Origin of the sequence: Pseudomonas paeninsulae (assembly GCF_035621475.1) — a bacterium.
Taxonomy (GTDB): domain Bacteria; phylum Pseudomonadota; class Gammaproteobacteria; order Pseudomonadales; family Pseudomonadaceae; genus Aquipseudomonas; species Aquipseudomonas paeninsulae.
On record NZ_CP141799.1, the window covers coordinates 4,351,766 to 4,368,015 of the forward strand.

Below are 16,250 nucleotides of genomic sequence, written 5' to 3' on the forward strand. Positions count from 1 at the left end.
TTTATGGTAGCGACAAGCGCTTAAATTCTGGAAAGCAAAACGTTAGGTTTTGCGTTGACCTTAACTTGTTCCTGACTATACTTAGAAAAGTTATTTTTTATGAGGGAGCAATATGGGTTTCCAGGTCATAGAGCAGGTGGTGAATGGTGCTCGTAGAAAGCTGCTGGTGCAAGACTACATCCCGGTTTACTACCCCAACCTCTACATGACCATGGAGCACTCGGGCAGAGCACTGGAAACAACAAAGAAGTACCTTGAGCATCTGGTTGTGCTTGAGCAGTTTCTAGTTTTTTCCTCTATTGATCTGATTTCCAACCTCGAACAGCACCCTCACAGCCAATACCTGAAAGACAACGAGCTTTCCAGATTTGTGTCGGACGCGGGGTTTAGCAAGGAAACCCTGGCCATGAAGTATGCGGGGATGCATTTGCATCCGACTGCCTACAAATCCGTTGGCAAAGTCCATGCGCAGCAGCGAATCGAGGCGGTACGCGACTATCTGGCCTTCCTCTATGACAAGTTGGGTGATCACTCAACACGACATGAGGCGGTTGACGATCTGAAGAAGCGCATCAACCGCAAGATCAAAGCGGCCAGCCCTGCGTGGAAAAAAACGCGATTGGACGAAATGAAAGGACTGACAACCCAGGAGCGAGATCGATTGTTGGAGATTCTGCGCCCTGACAGTCCGATCAACCCCTTCGCTGATCCAGCTATTCGATTACGTAATTACATCATTTTGCTGCTGGGTCTCGACATGGGGCTGCGACGCTCCGAGATGCTGCTGATCAAGACCAGCGATATTCACTGGCACAGTCGTCAACTAGCGGTGGTTAATCTGGAGGATGAGAGCCTCGATCCACGAACCATGGCCCCGCAATTCAAAACCCACGAACGCATGCTGGTGATGACCGATGACCTTTATGACGCAATCACTGATTACGAATCGAAATATCGCCACAGAAAGCCCCGTAACGGCGCATCGCAAGCGAGAAAGCATCCGTTTTTGCTGGTGGCGCACAAGCGAAATGAGGGCGGACCGCTGACCATCAAGGCAGTTGATGGCGTTATGTCCAGGGTCCGAGAAAAAGCGCCGGAACTGGCTCATGTGCACCCGCATATTCTGAGGCATGACGCGGTCTACACGATGCTAGAAAGCATGCGTGAGGAACTGGCAGCGCTCACGCCGGAGGATCGCACCACGCAAGTTCAAAAGACCCTCACATGGATGTTCGGCTGGAGTCCCGAATCGGACATGCCCGGCCGCTACGGCGCGAAGTTTTGGAAGGAAGAGGCGGACAAAGCGATACAGAGGCGGGCCGAGCGGTTTAAGGCCAACCGTCAGAAGGCCGGCACGACACAAGGAGGTTCAGAGTGAAGATTGCCGTCGAAGCACTTCAGGCACCCACGAAGATCACCCTAGATGCGTGGCTGAACACGCCTCGCCTAGCGAAATGCGGGAAGGTGTTCACACCCACCGAACCGATGTGGAAACCGGATCAATCGGCTAATCATTCAGTCAACTGGAAAGCAGCTGTTGCCTGCGTCTCGCTAGATTGGCAGCCTTGGTTGCACGCCGCCCTGGCGTACCGAATGGCCGATATGGCAGCGGGCACGGTTGCTAGCGCCGCCAGTGGGTTGTCGCGGGCTGCACAAGCTGGGCTTGACCCGCTCAACGAGGATCACCTGATCGATCTGCGGGAGCGCTTTAGCATTAGTGAGTTTAGTGTCATTGCCTCTTTCATGGCGTTTTGGCACGACTGCGAATCGCTCGAACAGCGCCCGTCGCAACCCCTGATCGATGCTTACCAGGCACTGCCTAGGAACAAGAAATCCAGCCACGATGTGATCCTCAGCCTGGACCCCGAACAAGGCCCGTTCACGCAGGTGGAGCAGGACGGTCTGTACCAATGGATACATGAGCAGTTTTGTCACGGTCAGTTAGATCCCGAGCAGTACCTTTACCTGCGCTTGTTGATGATTTATGGGCCGCGAGGCACTCAGGCGCGAGCGCTGGTTTTTGGTGATTTCACGAAGAGCGATCAGGGCTGCAAGGTCAGGATGCCCTGGGCAAAGCAAAGATGGGACGAGGGAGGTTGGCGAGTAAAGTTCGAAACATTCAGTCTGGATGATGACTTCTACCGCGTGGTGCAGGCCTGCAAGGCAATGGTACTGGCGCAACTCTGGCAAACGTATCCAGACGGTACCGATTGGAATGTAGCAATTGAGAATGTGCCCCTCTTTCGTCGGAAGCTGGATGATGAAACAGAACTTAGGGAGCGGGTGAATCCCCCTGTTTTGCTCGATAGTAACCTTCATAAAAGCCTCGAAGACGCGCCGCAGGCGATCTTTCATGCCGGAAAAAGCACGATCAATGCTTGGCTTGAGCGCATCGGGCGGATGGAGGGCTTTCCGATTTCGCCTCGCACCCATCAGCCGCTGATTGTGACGCGGGGTCACCGGTTCAGGCACACCCTCGGCACGGACCTGTCCAATGCGGGGATGAGTGAGTGGGCGATGGCCCGCGCATTGATGCACAAGGGTACTCAGACAGTGCGAAAGTACCGACAGGTGTCGGCAGAGTTGCTGGCGTTGATCGACGCGAAGATGACCGACCATCTGGCCTTGGTGGTGAATGCGTTCACCGGGATCATCGTCACAGATCGCACCTCAGCGAAAAACGGGGAACTAGCGGATCGACTAATCGAGGATCTGGCGGTGTGTGGTGCGGATGCCGCCTGCCATCTCGATGCGCCGTTTACCTGTTACGCCTGCGGAAAGTTTCAGCCACTTCTGGACGCGGACCACAGTTCGGTTCTTGAGCGATTGGAACGTCGTCGGGAGCAAACCATTGCCACGGACAAAACCACCGGTGTGCTCTGGGATCGGGCCATTTTGGCTTGCCGCAAGGTGATTCTGGATTGTGAGGCCATGCGCCGATCATCGGGTTCTGGGAGGACAGAAGAATGACTGAAGCGTTTGATTCTGAACCGTCTGAACCAACGAGCAACATTGTTGATTTTAAGCCCAGGAGCCAACTGGCTGCGGAGGCTCAGCTCGCGGCGTTTATCGAATGGGCAAAACAGACCCTGCCCAAAGGCATTCCCAATCGAGTTCACGCGAGCATTCGCTGGGAAGACGGCAGTTGGCACTCGCATGGCATCCAATCCTCTAGCTTCACGGCGCTCGGATCGACCAAAACCGCCCCAAAGGCGATGCAGGTACCCTTCACCGAGTTAGCCAAAGCAATGGTGGTGTACCGAAGGGTGTATTTGCAGAAAAAGGACATCGGTCATTGGCTGTACCCCCTGAAGGCGCTGGAAGCCGCCCTATTCGAGTTGACCGGCACGCTGGATGTGACGCGGGTGTCCGCCGCTGTCTGTAATAAAGCGTGCGACCACCTGAACCGTCACAGGACAAAAGGCAATAACGCATACAGACACAGTAAGGCACTTGAGGCCATCATCACCCTGATGCGGAACAAAAAACTGCTCAAGTCGGATTTCCGGTGGACATCTCCGCTGACGCAGAGGCCGAGTGGCACGCTCAAGCAGCAAAAAGAAGATCGGGAAAATAAGCTGCCCAACCCTAAAGCGATCAAGGCCCTCGGGGAAGTGTTCAATAACGAATTGACCCGCTCCCTCGATATCGTTGTGACATCCGCATGTGCGCTGTTGCTGAGTGCTCCTAGTCGCGTGGGTGAATTGGCGGATGTTGAATTGGATTTCCTAGTATTCAAAGAGGATACCCAAGGCAACCAGCGCATGTTCTTGCGCTGGTACGCGGAAAAGAAAAACCAGGTAACGCTGAAGCCCGTCATTACGCCTGAGATGGAGCCGGTCGTCGAGCGGGCCATCACGTTACTGAAACCGATCACCGATGAGGCGCGGGCTTACGCCGCCTGGCTGGAGGATCATCCCGATGAGTTTCCGCCCCATGAAGGACTGCCACCCAAGGGGCCTGATGAACCGCTCACGTACACCGAAGCCTGTGCCGCGCTGAAACTCAGCGTTGGTGACGGCCCGCGAAGGAGATTCAATCAAAAACTCCTGATATGCATGGAGAAGCAAAAGGCGCTCAGCCCCGTCGCCCGAGCCCTATTGGCCGAGATCCGAGACGGGTGGGATTTCAGCGCGGGGAAGCGCATATATGTTGAGGGCAGGATAGAGAGCTTTGAATTTGACGACCGGTGTGTGATCACGCTGCGCAAGCTCAATGTACTGTTGCGGGAAAAGTATCTTCCAAAGGATTTTCCATACACCACGCCGTACACGGAGGGCAAAGCTCGGGTGAAGTACCGTGATGCGTTGTTCACCGTGCGCACGGGAGCGCTGGCTGAAGACGCAGGTGGCATTACTGTGACACACGGGTTTGGCGTGGAGATCGCAGCGAACGCTAACCGCCTAAGTATACAATTAGGCGGTTCGACCGACCCGAAAAAGAAAAGCCTGTTCGAGCGCTATGGCTACTCCGGCGTCACGGTCAATACACATGCGTTTCGGCACGAATTGAACACGCAGATGCACCGCGCGGGCCTGTCGCAGCTCCTGATTGACGCCTTCTCCGGGCGCACGACGTTGGGGTCGGTCTACAACCATGAAACCGTCGAGGAACGCACCCAAAGGGTTGCGGATTACCACCCACAAACCAAGCACAGCACCGCTGCTCAGCGTCTGGAAAAGGTCAAAACCAATCAGCCGCTTAACCTGATTGAGGTGAGAGAACTACGCGAGGGTGAGCAGGACCGCATTATCCATCTAACTCCTTACGGCGTTTGTGTGCACAACTTTGCTTCCGAGCCCTGCCCGAAAATGGGCGCCTGTTTGGACTGCGGGCGGCTCGGTTGCGTCAAAGGGGATGACATAAAGCTGAGCAATCTTAAGGAAGAACGCGACGACCTTAAACGTCGTCTCGATAAAGCCCTGGATGCGCAGTCTCGGGGTGTATTTGGGGCATCGGAGTCGGCCAAAAAACTGGGTGAGAAGCTCTTTAAGTGCGAGGCGCTCATCCAAATGCTGGAAGACCCCGAACTCGAAAACGGTGCCATCGTGTGGAACGCCGATAACGGTTGGACGCTGACCAAGAACGCCGCCGCAATGTCGGGGCTGATCGAAGTCAAAGTCATTGAAGCGAACCAGGCACAAGAGGCGTTACCATCGTTGGATGACGTCTTGGCTTTGCTGGATGAGATCGAGGGTTAACGATGGGGCATTTAACACCAAAGGATGAGAAACGCATCATTAAGCTGATTGAGGAATGGTCAGAGCCGAAGCTGACCTGGCCTTTGCTCGTTGAGGCCTGCAAAGAAAAACTGGGTATCAGTCGTGCTCGCCAGTCCCTGATGAATCTACCTGCCGTGGATTTAGCGATGAAGAACTGCAAGGCGGCATTGAAGGCTCAGAAGCTGAAGCCGGGCTGGATTAGCGATATTCAGGCAGCCAACGAGCAGATTGAGAAACTGACAGCGACCAATCAGAAGCTGTCAGCTGCTGTTCGAGATATGTACCGCCGGTTTTTGATCTGGCAAGCCAATGCGGATATGCACGGGCTAACGCAATCGATGTTGGAGCAGCCGGTTTCACAGCTTCAAAAGAAGACCTGATCCGGTGTTCAGAAACTTATACCTGGAAAAACTCATGGCAGCTACGCCCTGAAATTCGAGCACTCGGACCATGCTCCGCGCTACGTTCTGGAAGGGGACGAGTTGATGATACGGGGCGTCGCGCCCCATCACCGATCAGTATTTCGGCAGCTTGGAAAACCCAACTTTTTCAACAGAACCGGCCGATTTCTGCCTGTTTTGGTGGGCCGGAGTCGGCCAAAAGCAGCCGTACGCCAATAGCCACTTCCGGCACACTCTAGTTGAAGGTGCAGCTGGACCTGAACGATCTGGTGCAGCAGCTGACACTGATAACGCTCTAATCTGGACTGAGCAGCTGACAGCCGACTATTGCATAGGTCTATCGGGTCAGTATATCGGAGGAGTGGCTCGGTCTGATCGCATGGTGTTGGCGCTGATGGAAAATTGACCCACCCTGCCGATTGAAATTTGACCCAGGGCGGATTGCTGATTTCTTTACCAGCAACTGTGGATAAGTCTATCAACGCAGCTGCTCTTGATCCCCCTCTTTCGTTAGCCCAGTTCAGTTGTTGAAAACCTGCCGCATGCTGTCATGCAGCAGGCCACTCGTTCGGCATGGTCAAAACGGTTCGTCGTCCTCCGGTTCCTGGCCAGCCTTACGTTTTCGTTCCCGTGATTTGATCTTTGCCTGGGCCGCCAAGCTGCTGTGTTGCAAGCGATAGGACTCGTTGCCGGTTTCGACGATGTGGCAGTGGTGGGTTAGCCGATCCAGTAGGGCGGTGGTCATCTTGGCGTCGCCGAACACGCTCGACCATTCGGCGAAGCTCAGGTTGGTGGTGATCACCACGCTGGTGTGTTCGTACAGCTTGGACAGCAGGTGAAACAACAGGGCGCCGCCGGCCTGGCTGAACGGCAGATAGCCCAGCTCGTCGAGGATGACCAGATCCATGCGCTGCAGGGCCTGAGCGATCCGCCCGGCTTTGCCGTCGTGCTTCTCGCGCTCCAGCAGATTGACCAGATCGACCGTGGAGTAGAAGCGCACGCGCTTGCCGTGCCGGGTGATGCCGGACACGGCCAGCGCGGTGGCCAGGTGGGTTTTACCGGTGCCTGGCCCACCGATCAGTACCACGTTCTGCGCGGTGTCGGTAAAGGCTAGGCTGGCCAGCTCGCTGATCAGGCGGGCGTCGGCGCTGGAGGAGCTGAAGTCGAAGCCGGCCAGATCGCGGTGCATCGGCAGCTTGGCCATGTTCATTTGGTGGCTCACCGAGCGCATGGCGCGATCTGTGTGTTCTTGTTCCAGCAGGTGTTCGAGCAGCCACTTGGACGAGGCTGTGTTCGACTCACCCTGCGCAGTCAACTCCGCCCAGGCAGTGGCCATGCCGTGCAGGCGCAGCTCCTTGAGTTCCGCCATGAGATCACGCATGACCGGTCTCCTCGGTCTGGCCACGCAGGCGGTCGTAGCGCGCCGTGTTGGCCATGGGGACTTCCTTGAGCGACAAGTGGGTCTCGACGCTGGGCGGTGGCTCAGCCGCTGTCAGGCGCGCCACGACATTGAGGATATGTTCGGCGCTCAGGCTGCCGCTCTCCAGTACCAGGTCAACGGCCACCAGCACGGCATCGAGACCGGCGACCGGTACGGCAGCCAGGACTTGCGCCATGATCCGGTCACCGCCGGCATGCCGGCCCAAACCGTGCTTGAGCTGACGCAGCGGCGCTGGCAGATCGGCAAAGGGCGCGCCGTTACGCAGCGCGCCGGGCTTGCGCTCGATCAGCGGGATGTAGTGCTGCCAGTCATAGCTGACCTGGTCGCGGTCCAGCAAACGCCCGTGGTTGGCGATCAGTGCGTCATCCGCGACTACTTCGATTCGGGTCGTATACAAACGGCTGCTGACCCACTTACCTGCGTACTCACAAGGCACCGAGTAGCGGTTGCGCCCGACGCTGACCAGGCAGGTGCTGGAAACCCGTGCCGCCCGCTCGACGTAACCATCGAAGGGCGCAGGCATAGGCATCAGTTCGGCCCGCTCCAACTCCAGCACCTCGGCCACGCTCAGGCCGCCGTATTGCGGGTGCGCCAGCTCGCTCCAGAGTGCCCGGCAGCGCTGGCCCAGCCAGGCATTGAGTTCTTCGAAGGAGTGAAATTGATGATCTTGGGCGTCTAACCAGATACGCCTGCGGCTGTCCTGCACGTTCTTTTCAACGATGCCCTTTTCCCAACCCGAGGCGACGTTGCAGAAGTCCGGGTCGAACAGGTAATGCGCGCACATCACCGCGAAGCGCGCATTCACCGTGCGGCCTTTGCCCTTGTTGACCTTGTCGACGGCGGTCTTCATGTTGTCGTAGATGCCCCGGCGCGGCACGCCACCCAACGCGCCGAACGCTCGCGTATGGGCGTCGAACAGCATCTCGTGGCCCTGGCTCGGATATGCCACCAGCCAGAACGCACGGCTGGCGCACAGCTTCAGGTGCGCCACCTGCATGCGCCGGTAAATGCCGCCGATCAGCAAACCCTCTTCGCTCCAGTCGAACTGAAACGCCTCGCCCAAGGCAAAGGTCAGCGGCACAAAGGCCTGCAACGCCTTGCCCTGCTCACCACGCCAGGCACGGACAAACGCGGTGAGCTGGCTATAGCCACCGTCGTACCCCTCGGCTTTGATTTGCGCCAACAGCGCCTTGGCACTGCGCCGCTGTTGCTTGGGCCGCAGCGAATCGGCTTTTAGCGCCTGCTCCAGCGTGGAGTGAAAAGCACTCAGCTTGTTGAAAATGGCCTTACGCAGGTACACCGGCTGCTTCGCCTCCGGTGCTCTGACCCACTTGCGAATCGTGTTGCGCGCCAACCCCGTGCGCTTGGCTATCTCATGCAGCGACAGCTTGTCGCGGAAGTACATCCGGCGAATTTTGCCCATCATTTCCATACTGATCACCCTGTGTTCTCCTGCTCAAAAATTGAGCAGGAGCAGTTGAACACCTGGGTCAGTTTTCAGTCGGCAGAACAGCCTCTACTGGGTCAGTTTTCGGTCAGCGGCAACAGTCAGTCACCTTTTTTGTGTTTATGTACTTCCAGATCAGGATGTTTGGGTTTGTTTTCTTCAGTAACACGACGGCGCTGGTCCTTTTTGCCGGTGGATTCAGCGATCGGTTTGGGGCCGGGTTTAATACTCATGTGTTCAACTCCTTCGATTGATAACGGGTCTGTAAGTAATGCCGTACGCATGGACAGTGAAGCTACGGGGCGACCAACTCGGCAAGCTTGGCCGCGATATCTGCAAACGTATCTTCAGCAGTGCTCAGGCCGCTTCTCGAACCGAGTAGAGGACTGACTTCGCGCAGCGATTCGTATGTTGTGTCGTGAATGATGGGAACCAGCAGATCCCTTGCGAGGAGCGCGGAAAGCTCTTTGTCGGCGATGCCTTCGGCTGCTAGGCGGCGCAGCAAAGCAGGGGTCACCAGCACAATTCCTACTCGAGACTTCGCCAATCCCTTATCAATTTCACGCAGTAACGAAGAGCCTAGAAGGACATCTTTCTCGCTGAACCAAACGGAAACACCGAGCGACTCGAGTACATCATGCAGCTCCTTCGCGGATCCTTTCCGGTCGTCCCAGGCGTGACAAAGAAAGACGTCACGTAGATCAGGTACTGTCGCACGCCTCTCGACATTTTCGCGTACCGGTGTGAGCGTTCGTACCTCGGCGGAGGTGTAGGCCACAGAGGATCCGGGTTTCGACCAGCGCGGCTTTGCGTTGCTGGATGAACCGTCGCTACTGCGACCACCCCCGCCATGAGACGGGGACGAATAGGATGGTGCGTAGGACGAGGATGAATACGATCGCGATCCGTACCCGCTATATCCGCTGCCACATGCGGGACACGCTGCTCTTGCGCTTGCCGAACGATGACCATGTACCGGTGCTGTACATCTAGACATGTCGTAAACCTTCCGTTTGTAGCTGCTCGCCCAAGAGATGATTAAGCAACGGCTGTACCGAGCCATCAGCTTTTGAAAACACCGCAGCCCATCCTTATTGGCTCGAAATCACCTGCGCTTCAGATCGTGATTCCAATATGCTGGCACAAACGATAGCCCATAGCGCGAATTCCGCTAGCAGGCGTAGCGTGAATGTTCGCTAGCGGCTTCCGTTACAAATGCCGCCATGGTCTAGAGCTATCTATCATAGCGGGTAGCTCTCGACCCAGGTTTCAGGTCCCTGACGTTCAACGGCCCCGCCATCGATGCCGTTGTTCAATCGACGAACGTCGCCTATGGGTCGGTTCCCGCCGGTCGCAGCTGACTGGTTCAGGTCATCTACGGCCGATCAGATCCGGTCGGGTGGTTCCTTGGAATCAAGGGGTGCAATCAGCGCTGGCCCGGTGTTTTTCATGTTACCCACCGCCTTGCCGACCTGATACCACTCGAACGCCTCGGACTGAAGGCCCAGCTCCCGCACGATTTGTTCTGCACGCTGCGAAGTTGTGTTCGGGTCGATCCACTCCCGGGCCAAATCCGCTGGTAGCACCACTGGCCGGCGATCGTGGATATCCAGCATGCCGCCCTGGGCGTCGGCGGTGATGATTACGAACCCATCGTCCTCACGAACCTCGCTGCCGGCCTGTGGGAGCTGGCCGATGGCGGCGAAGAACATCGGCTCGCCGCTGCGCAGGCGGATGAAGTAGGGTTGCTTGTGCTTCGGATCGGTCTCGTCCTTCACCCATTCATACCAGCCGTCAGCTGCGACCAGCGCGCGGTACGGCCATATCTGCTTGAAGAACTTGCCGCTCGCCACCGTCTCGACGCGGGCGTTGATCGGCACCGGCATCTTTCCCTTCTTCGCCCAGTGCGGTGCCCACCCCCATCTCACCGCGGCGATCGTCAGGCCGCCTCCCTCCGCGTGCAGCAACTGCACGGTGGTCTGTGGCGCCACGTTGTAGCGCTCGATCGGCAGGTTGTCGTAGCCGCCGATCACCTCCTGCTCGCTGTTCAGCTCGCGCAGGTAATCCGCCATCCCCTGATACTGCGCAAATCGTCCGCACATGACCGTCCGCTCGTCATCGTCTTGCTCATTTCGATTGTAGGCTGGCTGTTTTGTTCTGTATTGTACTGTATATACAGACAGTATTATTACGGGTGCACCATGTCCTGCACGATTCTCGGGTCACTGAGCAGCAGCTCCGTGACCCTGCCTTTCTATTCCTTCCGCGTCCCGGCCGGGTTCCCCTCTCCGGCGCAGGATCACATCGAAGCCGAGATATCCCTCGACGAGCTGCTCGACCTCCGCGCGCCGCATATGTACTTGGTGCGCATCATCGGCGACAGCATGATCGACGCGGGGCTGTTCGATGGCGACCTGGCGATCGTCAATAAAGCGCTAGAGGGGCGGCCTGGACTAATCGTCATCGCCGCGCTCAACGGCGATACCTTGGTCAAGCGCTTGGCCAAGGAAGGCGACCAGTTCGTTCTGCGGGCTGAGAACAAGGCCTACGCGCCGCGCTACGTACTCGAAGGGGATGAGCTACTGATCTGGGGCGTGGTCACTCACAGCGTGCACTGCCATGCCCCAGGCTGAGTCGGCAATTGCCCTGATCGACTGCAACTCGTTCTACGCCAGTTGCGAGAGGGTGTTCCGCCCGGATCTGCTGCGTACGCCTATCGTCGTGCTGTCGAACAACGATGGCTGCGTGATCGCCCGCTCGGCTGAGGCCAAGGCGCTGGGCATCAAGATGGGCGAGCCGTATTTTCAGATCAGGCACAAGCTGCGGCAGCACGGCATTCTGGCGTTCTCCAGCAACTACGCGCTTTACGGTGATATGAGTCAGCGGGTGATGACCATCCTCGAGGGGATGGCCCCGGTGCTGGAGGTGTACAGCATCGATGAAGCGTTCGCCGACCTGACCGGTGTGCCTGGCAGCTTGGAGACGCTCGGGCGGGAGATGCGTGCCCGGGTGCTGCGCTGCACTGGCATCCCGGTGGGGGTGGGCATTGCCCAGACCAAGACCTTGGCCAAGCTGGCCAATCGTGCGTCGAAGTTATGGCAACGGCAGACCGGTGGTGTCGTGGACATCCGCCAGCCTGAAAAGCGCGACAAGCTGCTGAGGGTGATGGATGTCAGCGAGGTCTGGGGCATCGGCCGGCAAATGACCGTCCACCTGGCCGACATGAACATTCGTACGGCCTGGGATCTTGCCCAGGCCGACGCCTGGACACTGCGTAGCAAGTTCTCGGTGGTGGTGGAGAGGACTGCCCGTGAGCTGCGCGGCACACCTTGCCTGGCGCTCGAGGAGCAAGTACCGCCGAAGCAAGATATCTGCTGCAGCCGGATGTTCGGCAAACGCTTGCATGAGCTGCCGCCGATCCGCGAAGCGGTGGCCACCTACGCCGCCCGGGCCTGTGAAAAGCTCCGTGCGCAGCGCTCCCTGTGCAAGAGGGTACGGGTCAGCATCCGCACCGGCATGTTCAACCCGGACGAGCCGAAGTTCGCCAGGGGCATTATCTGTGAGTTGCCCTATCCGACCGACGATACCCGACTGATTACCAAGGCTGCCTCCGCGGGGCTGGAACTGATCTACCGGGCCGGTTTTGCATTCAGCAAGGCGGAGATACTGTTGCTCGATCTGCGCCAGCGTGGCGAGTTCACCGGCGACCTGTTCGTCGCCACACCGCCGGAGGCGGCCGAGCGGGTGATGGAGGTGATGGATGCGATCAATGCGCGCTGGGGGCGTGGAACGATGCGGCCTGCCGGAGTGCCGGCGAATCCTGACTGGGGGATGCGGCGCGAGATGATGAGCCCGAGCTATACGACACGGATCGATCAGTTATGGCGGGTGACGTAAGTGCTTGAGACGGCCTATCCTGGAAGAGACAGGTACCGGCCAAGAGCTGCCCGAGTACGAACTGACTCGCTCTAGTTGATTCAGGCGTTCATTGCCCCAGAGCAATCAGCGAGACTGGACTGACTGGCGGCTGTTGCGGCTCTACGATGAAACCTGCCTGATATCCAACACGACCCAGACCTCATACCCTTTCTCCCGAGCTGCTTTCTCGGCCTCGAGGTGGGCCGCGAGTGTACTGATGGAGCGGGAGCGGTGCTCGAAGCGGAATGGCGAGCCACCGTTCTTGCGCACGCTCAATTCAACGAGTGTGAAGGTGGAGTGCTGTTTGGGTATCGGCTGCTTCGATTTCGAAGGAGCGGGGTCAAGACCGAGTGCGCGCCGCATCTCGACTTCAGTGAGTTTTGTGTCAGTCAAGCGAGATCCCTAGAGCGATTGCGGGTGACGCCATTGTAGCGAGGAGTCGTGCTGTTATGGCCTAGTTCGATGCTGGCGAGCCAATAACCTCATCTCTGCGATATGGCTACGAATCGCCAAAGTAGTCATCACGGGCGACTAGTCCGAATGGGCGTTCATCGCAGGGCGGCTCATCGCTGAACAAATTCTGCGTGCGGCGCTCCTGCTTCAAAAACGCTAGTGCCGCGAAAAAGCAACTTTCGCATAGATTGACTCGATAGCGTTCGCCATCATGCCCTGCGCCATAGCCCCAGAGCGCCTGGAGCGTCCCGAACTGCTCGCCGTATCCCGGCACCCTCGTACTGGTAGCGCATACATCGCAAATGGTGTCTTTATGGGTCTCGGTCATCGGGTAGTCCTCGTGTTCGTATTAAAGAGGGTAACCGGGGGCACTGCGCAACGGAGCGCCTTTTGTCAATTTGCCAGCCCCGCTGCGTCAGCTCAAGCATGGTCGGGTGCGCCATGCCAGCGGTGGATGTGGCAGGTCTTCGACAACTGAACTGGGCTATCGAAGGGAGGATTCAAAAGCAGCTGCGCTGATAAACTTATCCACAGTTGCTGATGCAGAAATCAGCAATCCGACTGGGTCAATTTCCCATCAGCGCCAACACTTCAAACTGTCCATCGACGACCTGTGCCGTGATTGGAAACGCGACGAGTGTCTGGAGATGCGGTTGGCGTTGGTTTGTCATGGTTGTCCCCTGCACATTTCTTGCGTTGCCGGCGGCGACCACTCCATTCCCTCTTCGAGGATCGGATGGCTTTCGCTCACGACGATCAACGGTTTGTTCCGATTCTCCAGCGCGAACATGGCGATGGAACCTTTGACGTCCGCCACCGGCACCTCCCCCTGTGGGTCAAGCCTGCCAACCCAGACATATTGCCGGGTCTCCAAACATGCAAGGTAATACGAAATACCCATGTTTCCTCCGAATTCGAATCAAGTCTTTTGCTGCGCCAATCCGGAACGGGAGGCGGTACTGCCGAAAACATCAAAGTCAGCGTGACACGCTCACACGACAACTATCCTGACACCGGGGGAACCTGTCGAGTATTGAGTTCAAGCACAATAGCTACCCAGATCCGGCATTGGCCTTCCGCCAGCCGCCAGGGCAGCTTCCTGCCCAGGCTGTGTAAAAACGTTTTCGAGAATGAGCGCTGCTCAGAAAACGAGCAAATTTCGCGCTTCCTCGCGAATTCCAGTCGGGCCAACGGGGAAAATTTCACGTAGCAACGTGAGCCTCGAAATTGAGCGAGCGTTTTTACACAGCCTGTGCCAAAAACAGCCCCTTATCCTTAATCAGTCCAAAGCCGCTACATACCCCGCCGCTCCATTGCTCGTTGGCGAGCAACTGGAATGTCGCGCTCACTTGCCTTAATCATGCCGACTCTTGATTAGGCTGTGTCAAAAGACTGCATGGGATAACCTTGCACCACGAATCAACCATGAAGCTGCGAACTGAACGATGGGTTTTGAACAACTAACTGAGCTACGCGACCGCCTGCGGGCCGAAAAAGTGCAGGTAAAGACTGATAGTACGAAGCAGCGTATGCGGAAGCCTTCTCTGCAGACGAAGCCTCGCGAGCAAGATCCTGCGGTGGAAGCGATATGGAGATTGCAGAAGCACTTTCCATTGGCCTTCCCGGTCAATCCGGCCCCCAAGGTTCCGCTAAAGGAGGGCATTTTCAAGGATGCCGAGCAACACCTGAAGCTGCTCGGAATATCCAGCGAACAGCTCAAGCAGGGCATCGCTACCTGGTGCCGAGGAAGTCGATACTGGGCAAGCATGACGGAGAATGCGCCGCGCTTGGACTTGAGCGGCCAGGCAGTTGGCATGGTGACGGCGGCTCAGGCGCTGCATGCGAAGCAGCAGGCTAAGCGGCAGCGCGGACAAGCACGACGTAATCAGACAAAGCCGAAAGAGCGTATACAGGACAAGGCCGTCGATACCGCTGTGGAACAGATCGTGGATTAAAATCACTCGCGCTCGGCACCGAGTCGCCCAATCACTGACAAGGTGCGCGAGGCGATGGTGAGGCGGTTCGAAGAGCAGCAAGTGGCCGATACCGCCTGTCAGATGTGCCCGCTGCCGGCCCAGGCTGTGTAAAAACGCATTCACAGTTTTGAAGTCTGCGTTCCTACGTGAAATCTGACAGAGATTGGCGGTTCAGAAGACCTGAAATTTCCATAGCGCCGCGTTTTTTGACCAAATTCAGCTAGCCACTACCGGTCAAAAACGATTTCACACAGCCTGGGCCGTTTGCGGCCTTTTGCCAGCGACAGCAATGGATCGACTCCGGCCTGTCACGACAGGCCGAAAGCGGCCAAAAGCGGTCATACGCTTCCGCGAGCATCGCTAATCCATTTCAGATACGTAGCGACAATGTTCGCACAGTCTATCTAGCTCGCCGTTAATGTCGCAGACATTTTCAAGCTCTCCGCCACATTGCAAGCAACCCAGTTCAGGGCTGTTCTCTTGGCATAAAGCACAAAATGCGTCGTCTACGATGTAGGTTCTGTGCTTGCATCTGAAGCAACGCTCTAGCGGCGGCTCGCCCCCCTGGGTAGCTGTTAGATACAAATCCCGAAAGTATCTCGTGGCCAGAATACTTTCGACTGCTTCTTCGTAGGTCGCGACGGATCCACACCTTGTACATTCGAATCTTGTTTCAGTGGGCTGAGCAACGGGTTCCTGGGGTTTGACCAGCTCTGATCTACAGCTACTGCAACGCAAGCCCCTAGCGGACTCGGCTAGCATTGAGAGCGGCCAGGAGATAGCTCTGGAAGCTTCCTGACAAACGTGGAGCTCATGTTTGTAGAACGCATTCTGCTCAGTGAGGAAAGTCCAAACATCACCGCCCAGCAGATGGAGTGGACTTATCCCCAGGTGCTGGGGGGCGAATTGCTGGATGAGATGGAAGGAGGCTTCCATGGCCTCAAGTAGCACAGAGGAAGGGTGCGGGCTGAAGTAATGCTCAACGTCGTTGCGCAACGTCGTAAGCGCTTCAAGGCGGGTCCAATCGACATCGTTTACACCAAGCCCCTTGAGGCGTTGGATGATGGAGTGCACATCAACTGTCTTGCCACCTGTACCAACCCAAATAGGGTTGCCATCGATACCCATCTTCGGAGTCACGTACTGCTTAAGGAGGGATTCCTTGGAGCCGGGAGGACTGAGATTTTGTAGCTTGACCTTGAAAAGCAGCAGCAATCCGGCTGTCAGATTTCGAATCGCTGAAAGAGCACGTGCGTCATCTTCTGCGGCGGCCTGATAGTCCTCCACCCCGAGTCGTATGGAGGCTACAGCATTGTCGAGCATCGACATCCAAATTTTCCTTTGCTACGTGAAGAGATATTGGACTCTCGAACGACTGGGCTAGAGAGACAT

Annotated in this window: 16 protein-coding genes; 7 read left to right on the plus strand and 9 right to left on the minus strand. The window is 57.1% G+C overall.

The annotated features are described in order from the left end of the window. Positions 1–112 precede the first annotated feature (112 nt). Genes VCJ09_RS20085 through VCJ09_RS20100 form a run of 4 tightly spaced genes read left to right on the plus strand, consistent with a single transcriptional unit; the run spans position 113 to position 5,602 of the window. Positions 113–1,378: a site-specific integrase gene (locus tag VCJ09_RS20085; protein WP_324731816.1), complete on the plus strand. Its 1,266-nt coding sequence runs from the start codon at positions 113–115 to the stop codon at positions 1,376–1,378. After that, entirely contained in the window at positions 1,375–2,970 is a 1,596-nt protein-coding gene (locus VCJ09_RS20090; RefSeq protein ID WP_324731817.1) for a site-specific integrase, read from the plus strand. The genes VCJ09_RS20085 and VCJ09_RS20090 overlap by 4 nt, the downstream gene beginning before the upstream one ends. Beyond that, a complete protein-coding gene (locus tag VCJ09_RS20095; protein ID WP_324731818.1) occupies positions 2,967–5,201 on the plus strand; it encodes a hypothetical protein in 2,235 nt (744 codons plus the stop codon). The genes VCJ09_RS20090 and VCJ09_RS20095 overlap by 4 nt, the downstream gene beginning before the upstream one ends. Positions 5,202–5,203: 2 nt before the next feature. Next, entirely contained in the window at positions 5,204–5,602 is a 399-nt protein-coding gene (locus VCJ09_RS20100) for a hypothetical protein (RefSeq protein WP_324731819.1), read from the plus strand. A gap of 598 nt (positions 5,603–6,200) precedes the next feature. Here the strand turns inward: VCJ09_RS20100 and istB are convergent. The 5 genes from istB to VCJ09_RS20125 form a co-directional block, all read right to left on the minus strand. Further along, positions 6,201–7,004 (minus strand): IS21-like element ISPst3 family helper ATPase IstB, encoded by an 804-nt coding sequence (istB, locus tag VCJ09_RS20105; protein ID WP_324731820.1) that lies wholly within the window; start codon positions 7,002–7,004, stop codon positions 6,201–6,203. Next, on the minus strand, positions 6,997–8,496 hold the full coding sequence (gene istA / locus VCJ09_RS20110; RefSeq protein WP_324734623.1) for an IS21 family transposase: 1,500 nt from the start codon (positions 8,494–8,496) through the stop codon (positions 6,997–6,999). The genes istB and istA overlap by 8 nt, the downstream gene beginning before the upstream one ends. Before the next feature lie 116 nt (positions 8,497–8,612). Next, on the minus strand, positions 8,613–8,744 hold the full coding sequence (locus VCJ09_RS20115; protein ID WP_017337405.1) for a hypothetical protein: 132 nt from the start codon (positions 8,742–8,744) through the stop codon (positions 8,613–8,615). 62 nt (positions 8,745–8,806) lie between these two features. Continuing rightward, positions 8,807–9,289 (minus strand): toll/interleukin-1 receptor domain-containing protein, encoded by a 483-nt coding sequence (locus tag VCJ09_RS20120; protein ID WP_017337404.1) that lies wholly within the window; start codon positions 9,287–9,289, stop codon positions 8,807–8,809. 607 nt (positions 9,290–9,896) lie between these two features. Continuing rightward, positions 9,897–10,613: an SOS response-associated peptidase family protein gene (locus VCJ09_RS20125; RefSeq protein WP_324731821.1), complete on the minus strand. Its 717-nt coding sequence runs from the start codon at positions 10,611–10,613 to the stop codon at positions 9,897–9,899. A gap of 99 nt (positions 10,614–10,712) precedes the next feature. On the opposite strand from VCJ09_RS20125, the gene VCJ09_RS20130 reads away from it, so the two are divergent. Both VCJ09_RS20130 and umuC read left to right on the plus strand, forming a co-directional pair. After that, positions 10,713–11,144, plus strand: coding sequence for a LexA family protein (locus VCJ09_RS20130; protein ID WP_324731822.1), 432 nt, complete (start codon positions 10,713–10,715; stop codon positions 11,142–11,144). Beyond that, a complete protein-coding gene (gene umuC / locus VCJ09_RS20135; RefSeq protein ID WP_324731823.1) occupies positions 11,131–12,408 on the plus strand; it encodes a translesion error-prone DNA polymerase V subunit UmuC in 1,278 nt (425 codons plus the stop codon). The genes VCJ09_RS20130 and umuC overlap by 14 nt, the downstream gene beginning before the upstream one ends. Positions 12,409–12,549: 141 nt before the next feature. Here the strand turns inward: umuC and VCJ09_RS20140 are convergent, their stop codons facing one another. From VCJ09_RS20140 to VCJ09_RS20150, 3 genes are all read right to left on the minus strand, one after another. Continuing rightward, a complete protein-coding gene (locus VCJ09_RS20140) occupies positions 12,550–12,822 on the minus strand; it encodes a hypothetical protein (protein WP_324731824.1) in 273 nt (90 codons plus the stop codon). A 106-nt stretch (positions 12,823–12,928) separates the two neighbouring features. Continuing rightward, positions 12,929–13,210, minus strand: coding sequence for a hypothetical protein (locus VCJ09_RS20145; RefSeq protein WP_324731825.1), 282 nt, complete (start codon positions 13,208–13,210; stop codon positions 12,929–12,931). A 339-nt stretch (positions 13,211–13,549) separates the two neighbouring features. Beyond that, a complete protein-coding gene (locus VCJ09_RS20150; RefSeq protein ID WP_324731826.1) occupies positions 13,550–13,783 on the minus strand; it encodes a hypothetical protein in 234 nt (77 codons plus the stop codon). A 544-nt stretch (positions 13,784–14,327) separates the two neighbouring features. Here VCJ09_RS20150 and VCJ09_RS20155 point away from each other — a divergent pair. Further along, positions 14,328–14,837, plus strand: coding sequence for a ProQ/FinO family protein (locus tag VCJ09_RS20155; RefSeq protein ID WP_324731827.1), 510 nt, complete (start codon positions 14,328–14,330; stop codon positions 14,835–14,837). 381 nt (positions 14,838–15,218) lie between these two features. Here VCJ09_RS20155 and VCJ09_RS20160 read toward each other — a convergent pair whose 3' ends face one another. After that, positions 15,219–16,187 (minus strand): hypothetical protein, encoded by a 969-nt coding sequence (locus VCJ09_RS20160; RefSeq protein WP_324731828.1) that lies wholly within the window; start codon positions 16,185–16,187, stop codon positions 15,219–15,221. Positions 16,188–16,250: the final 63 nt, after the last annotated feature.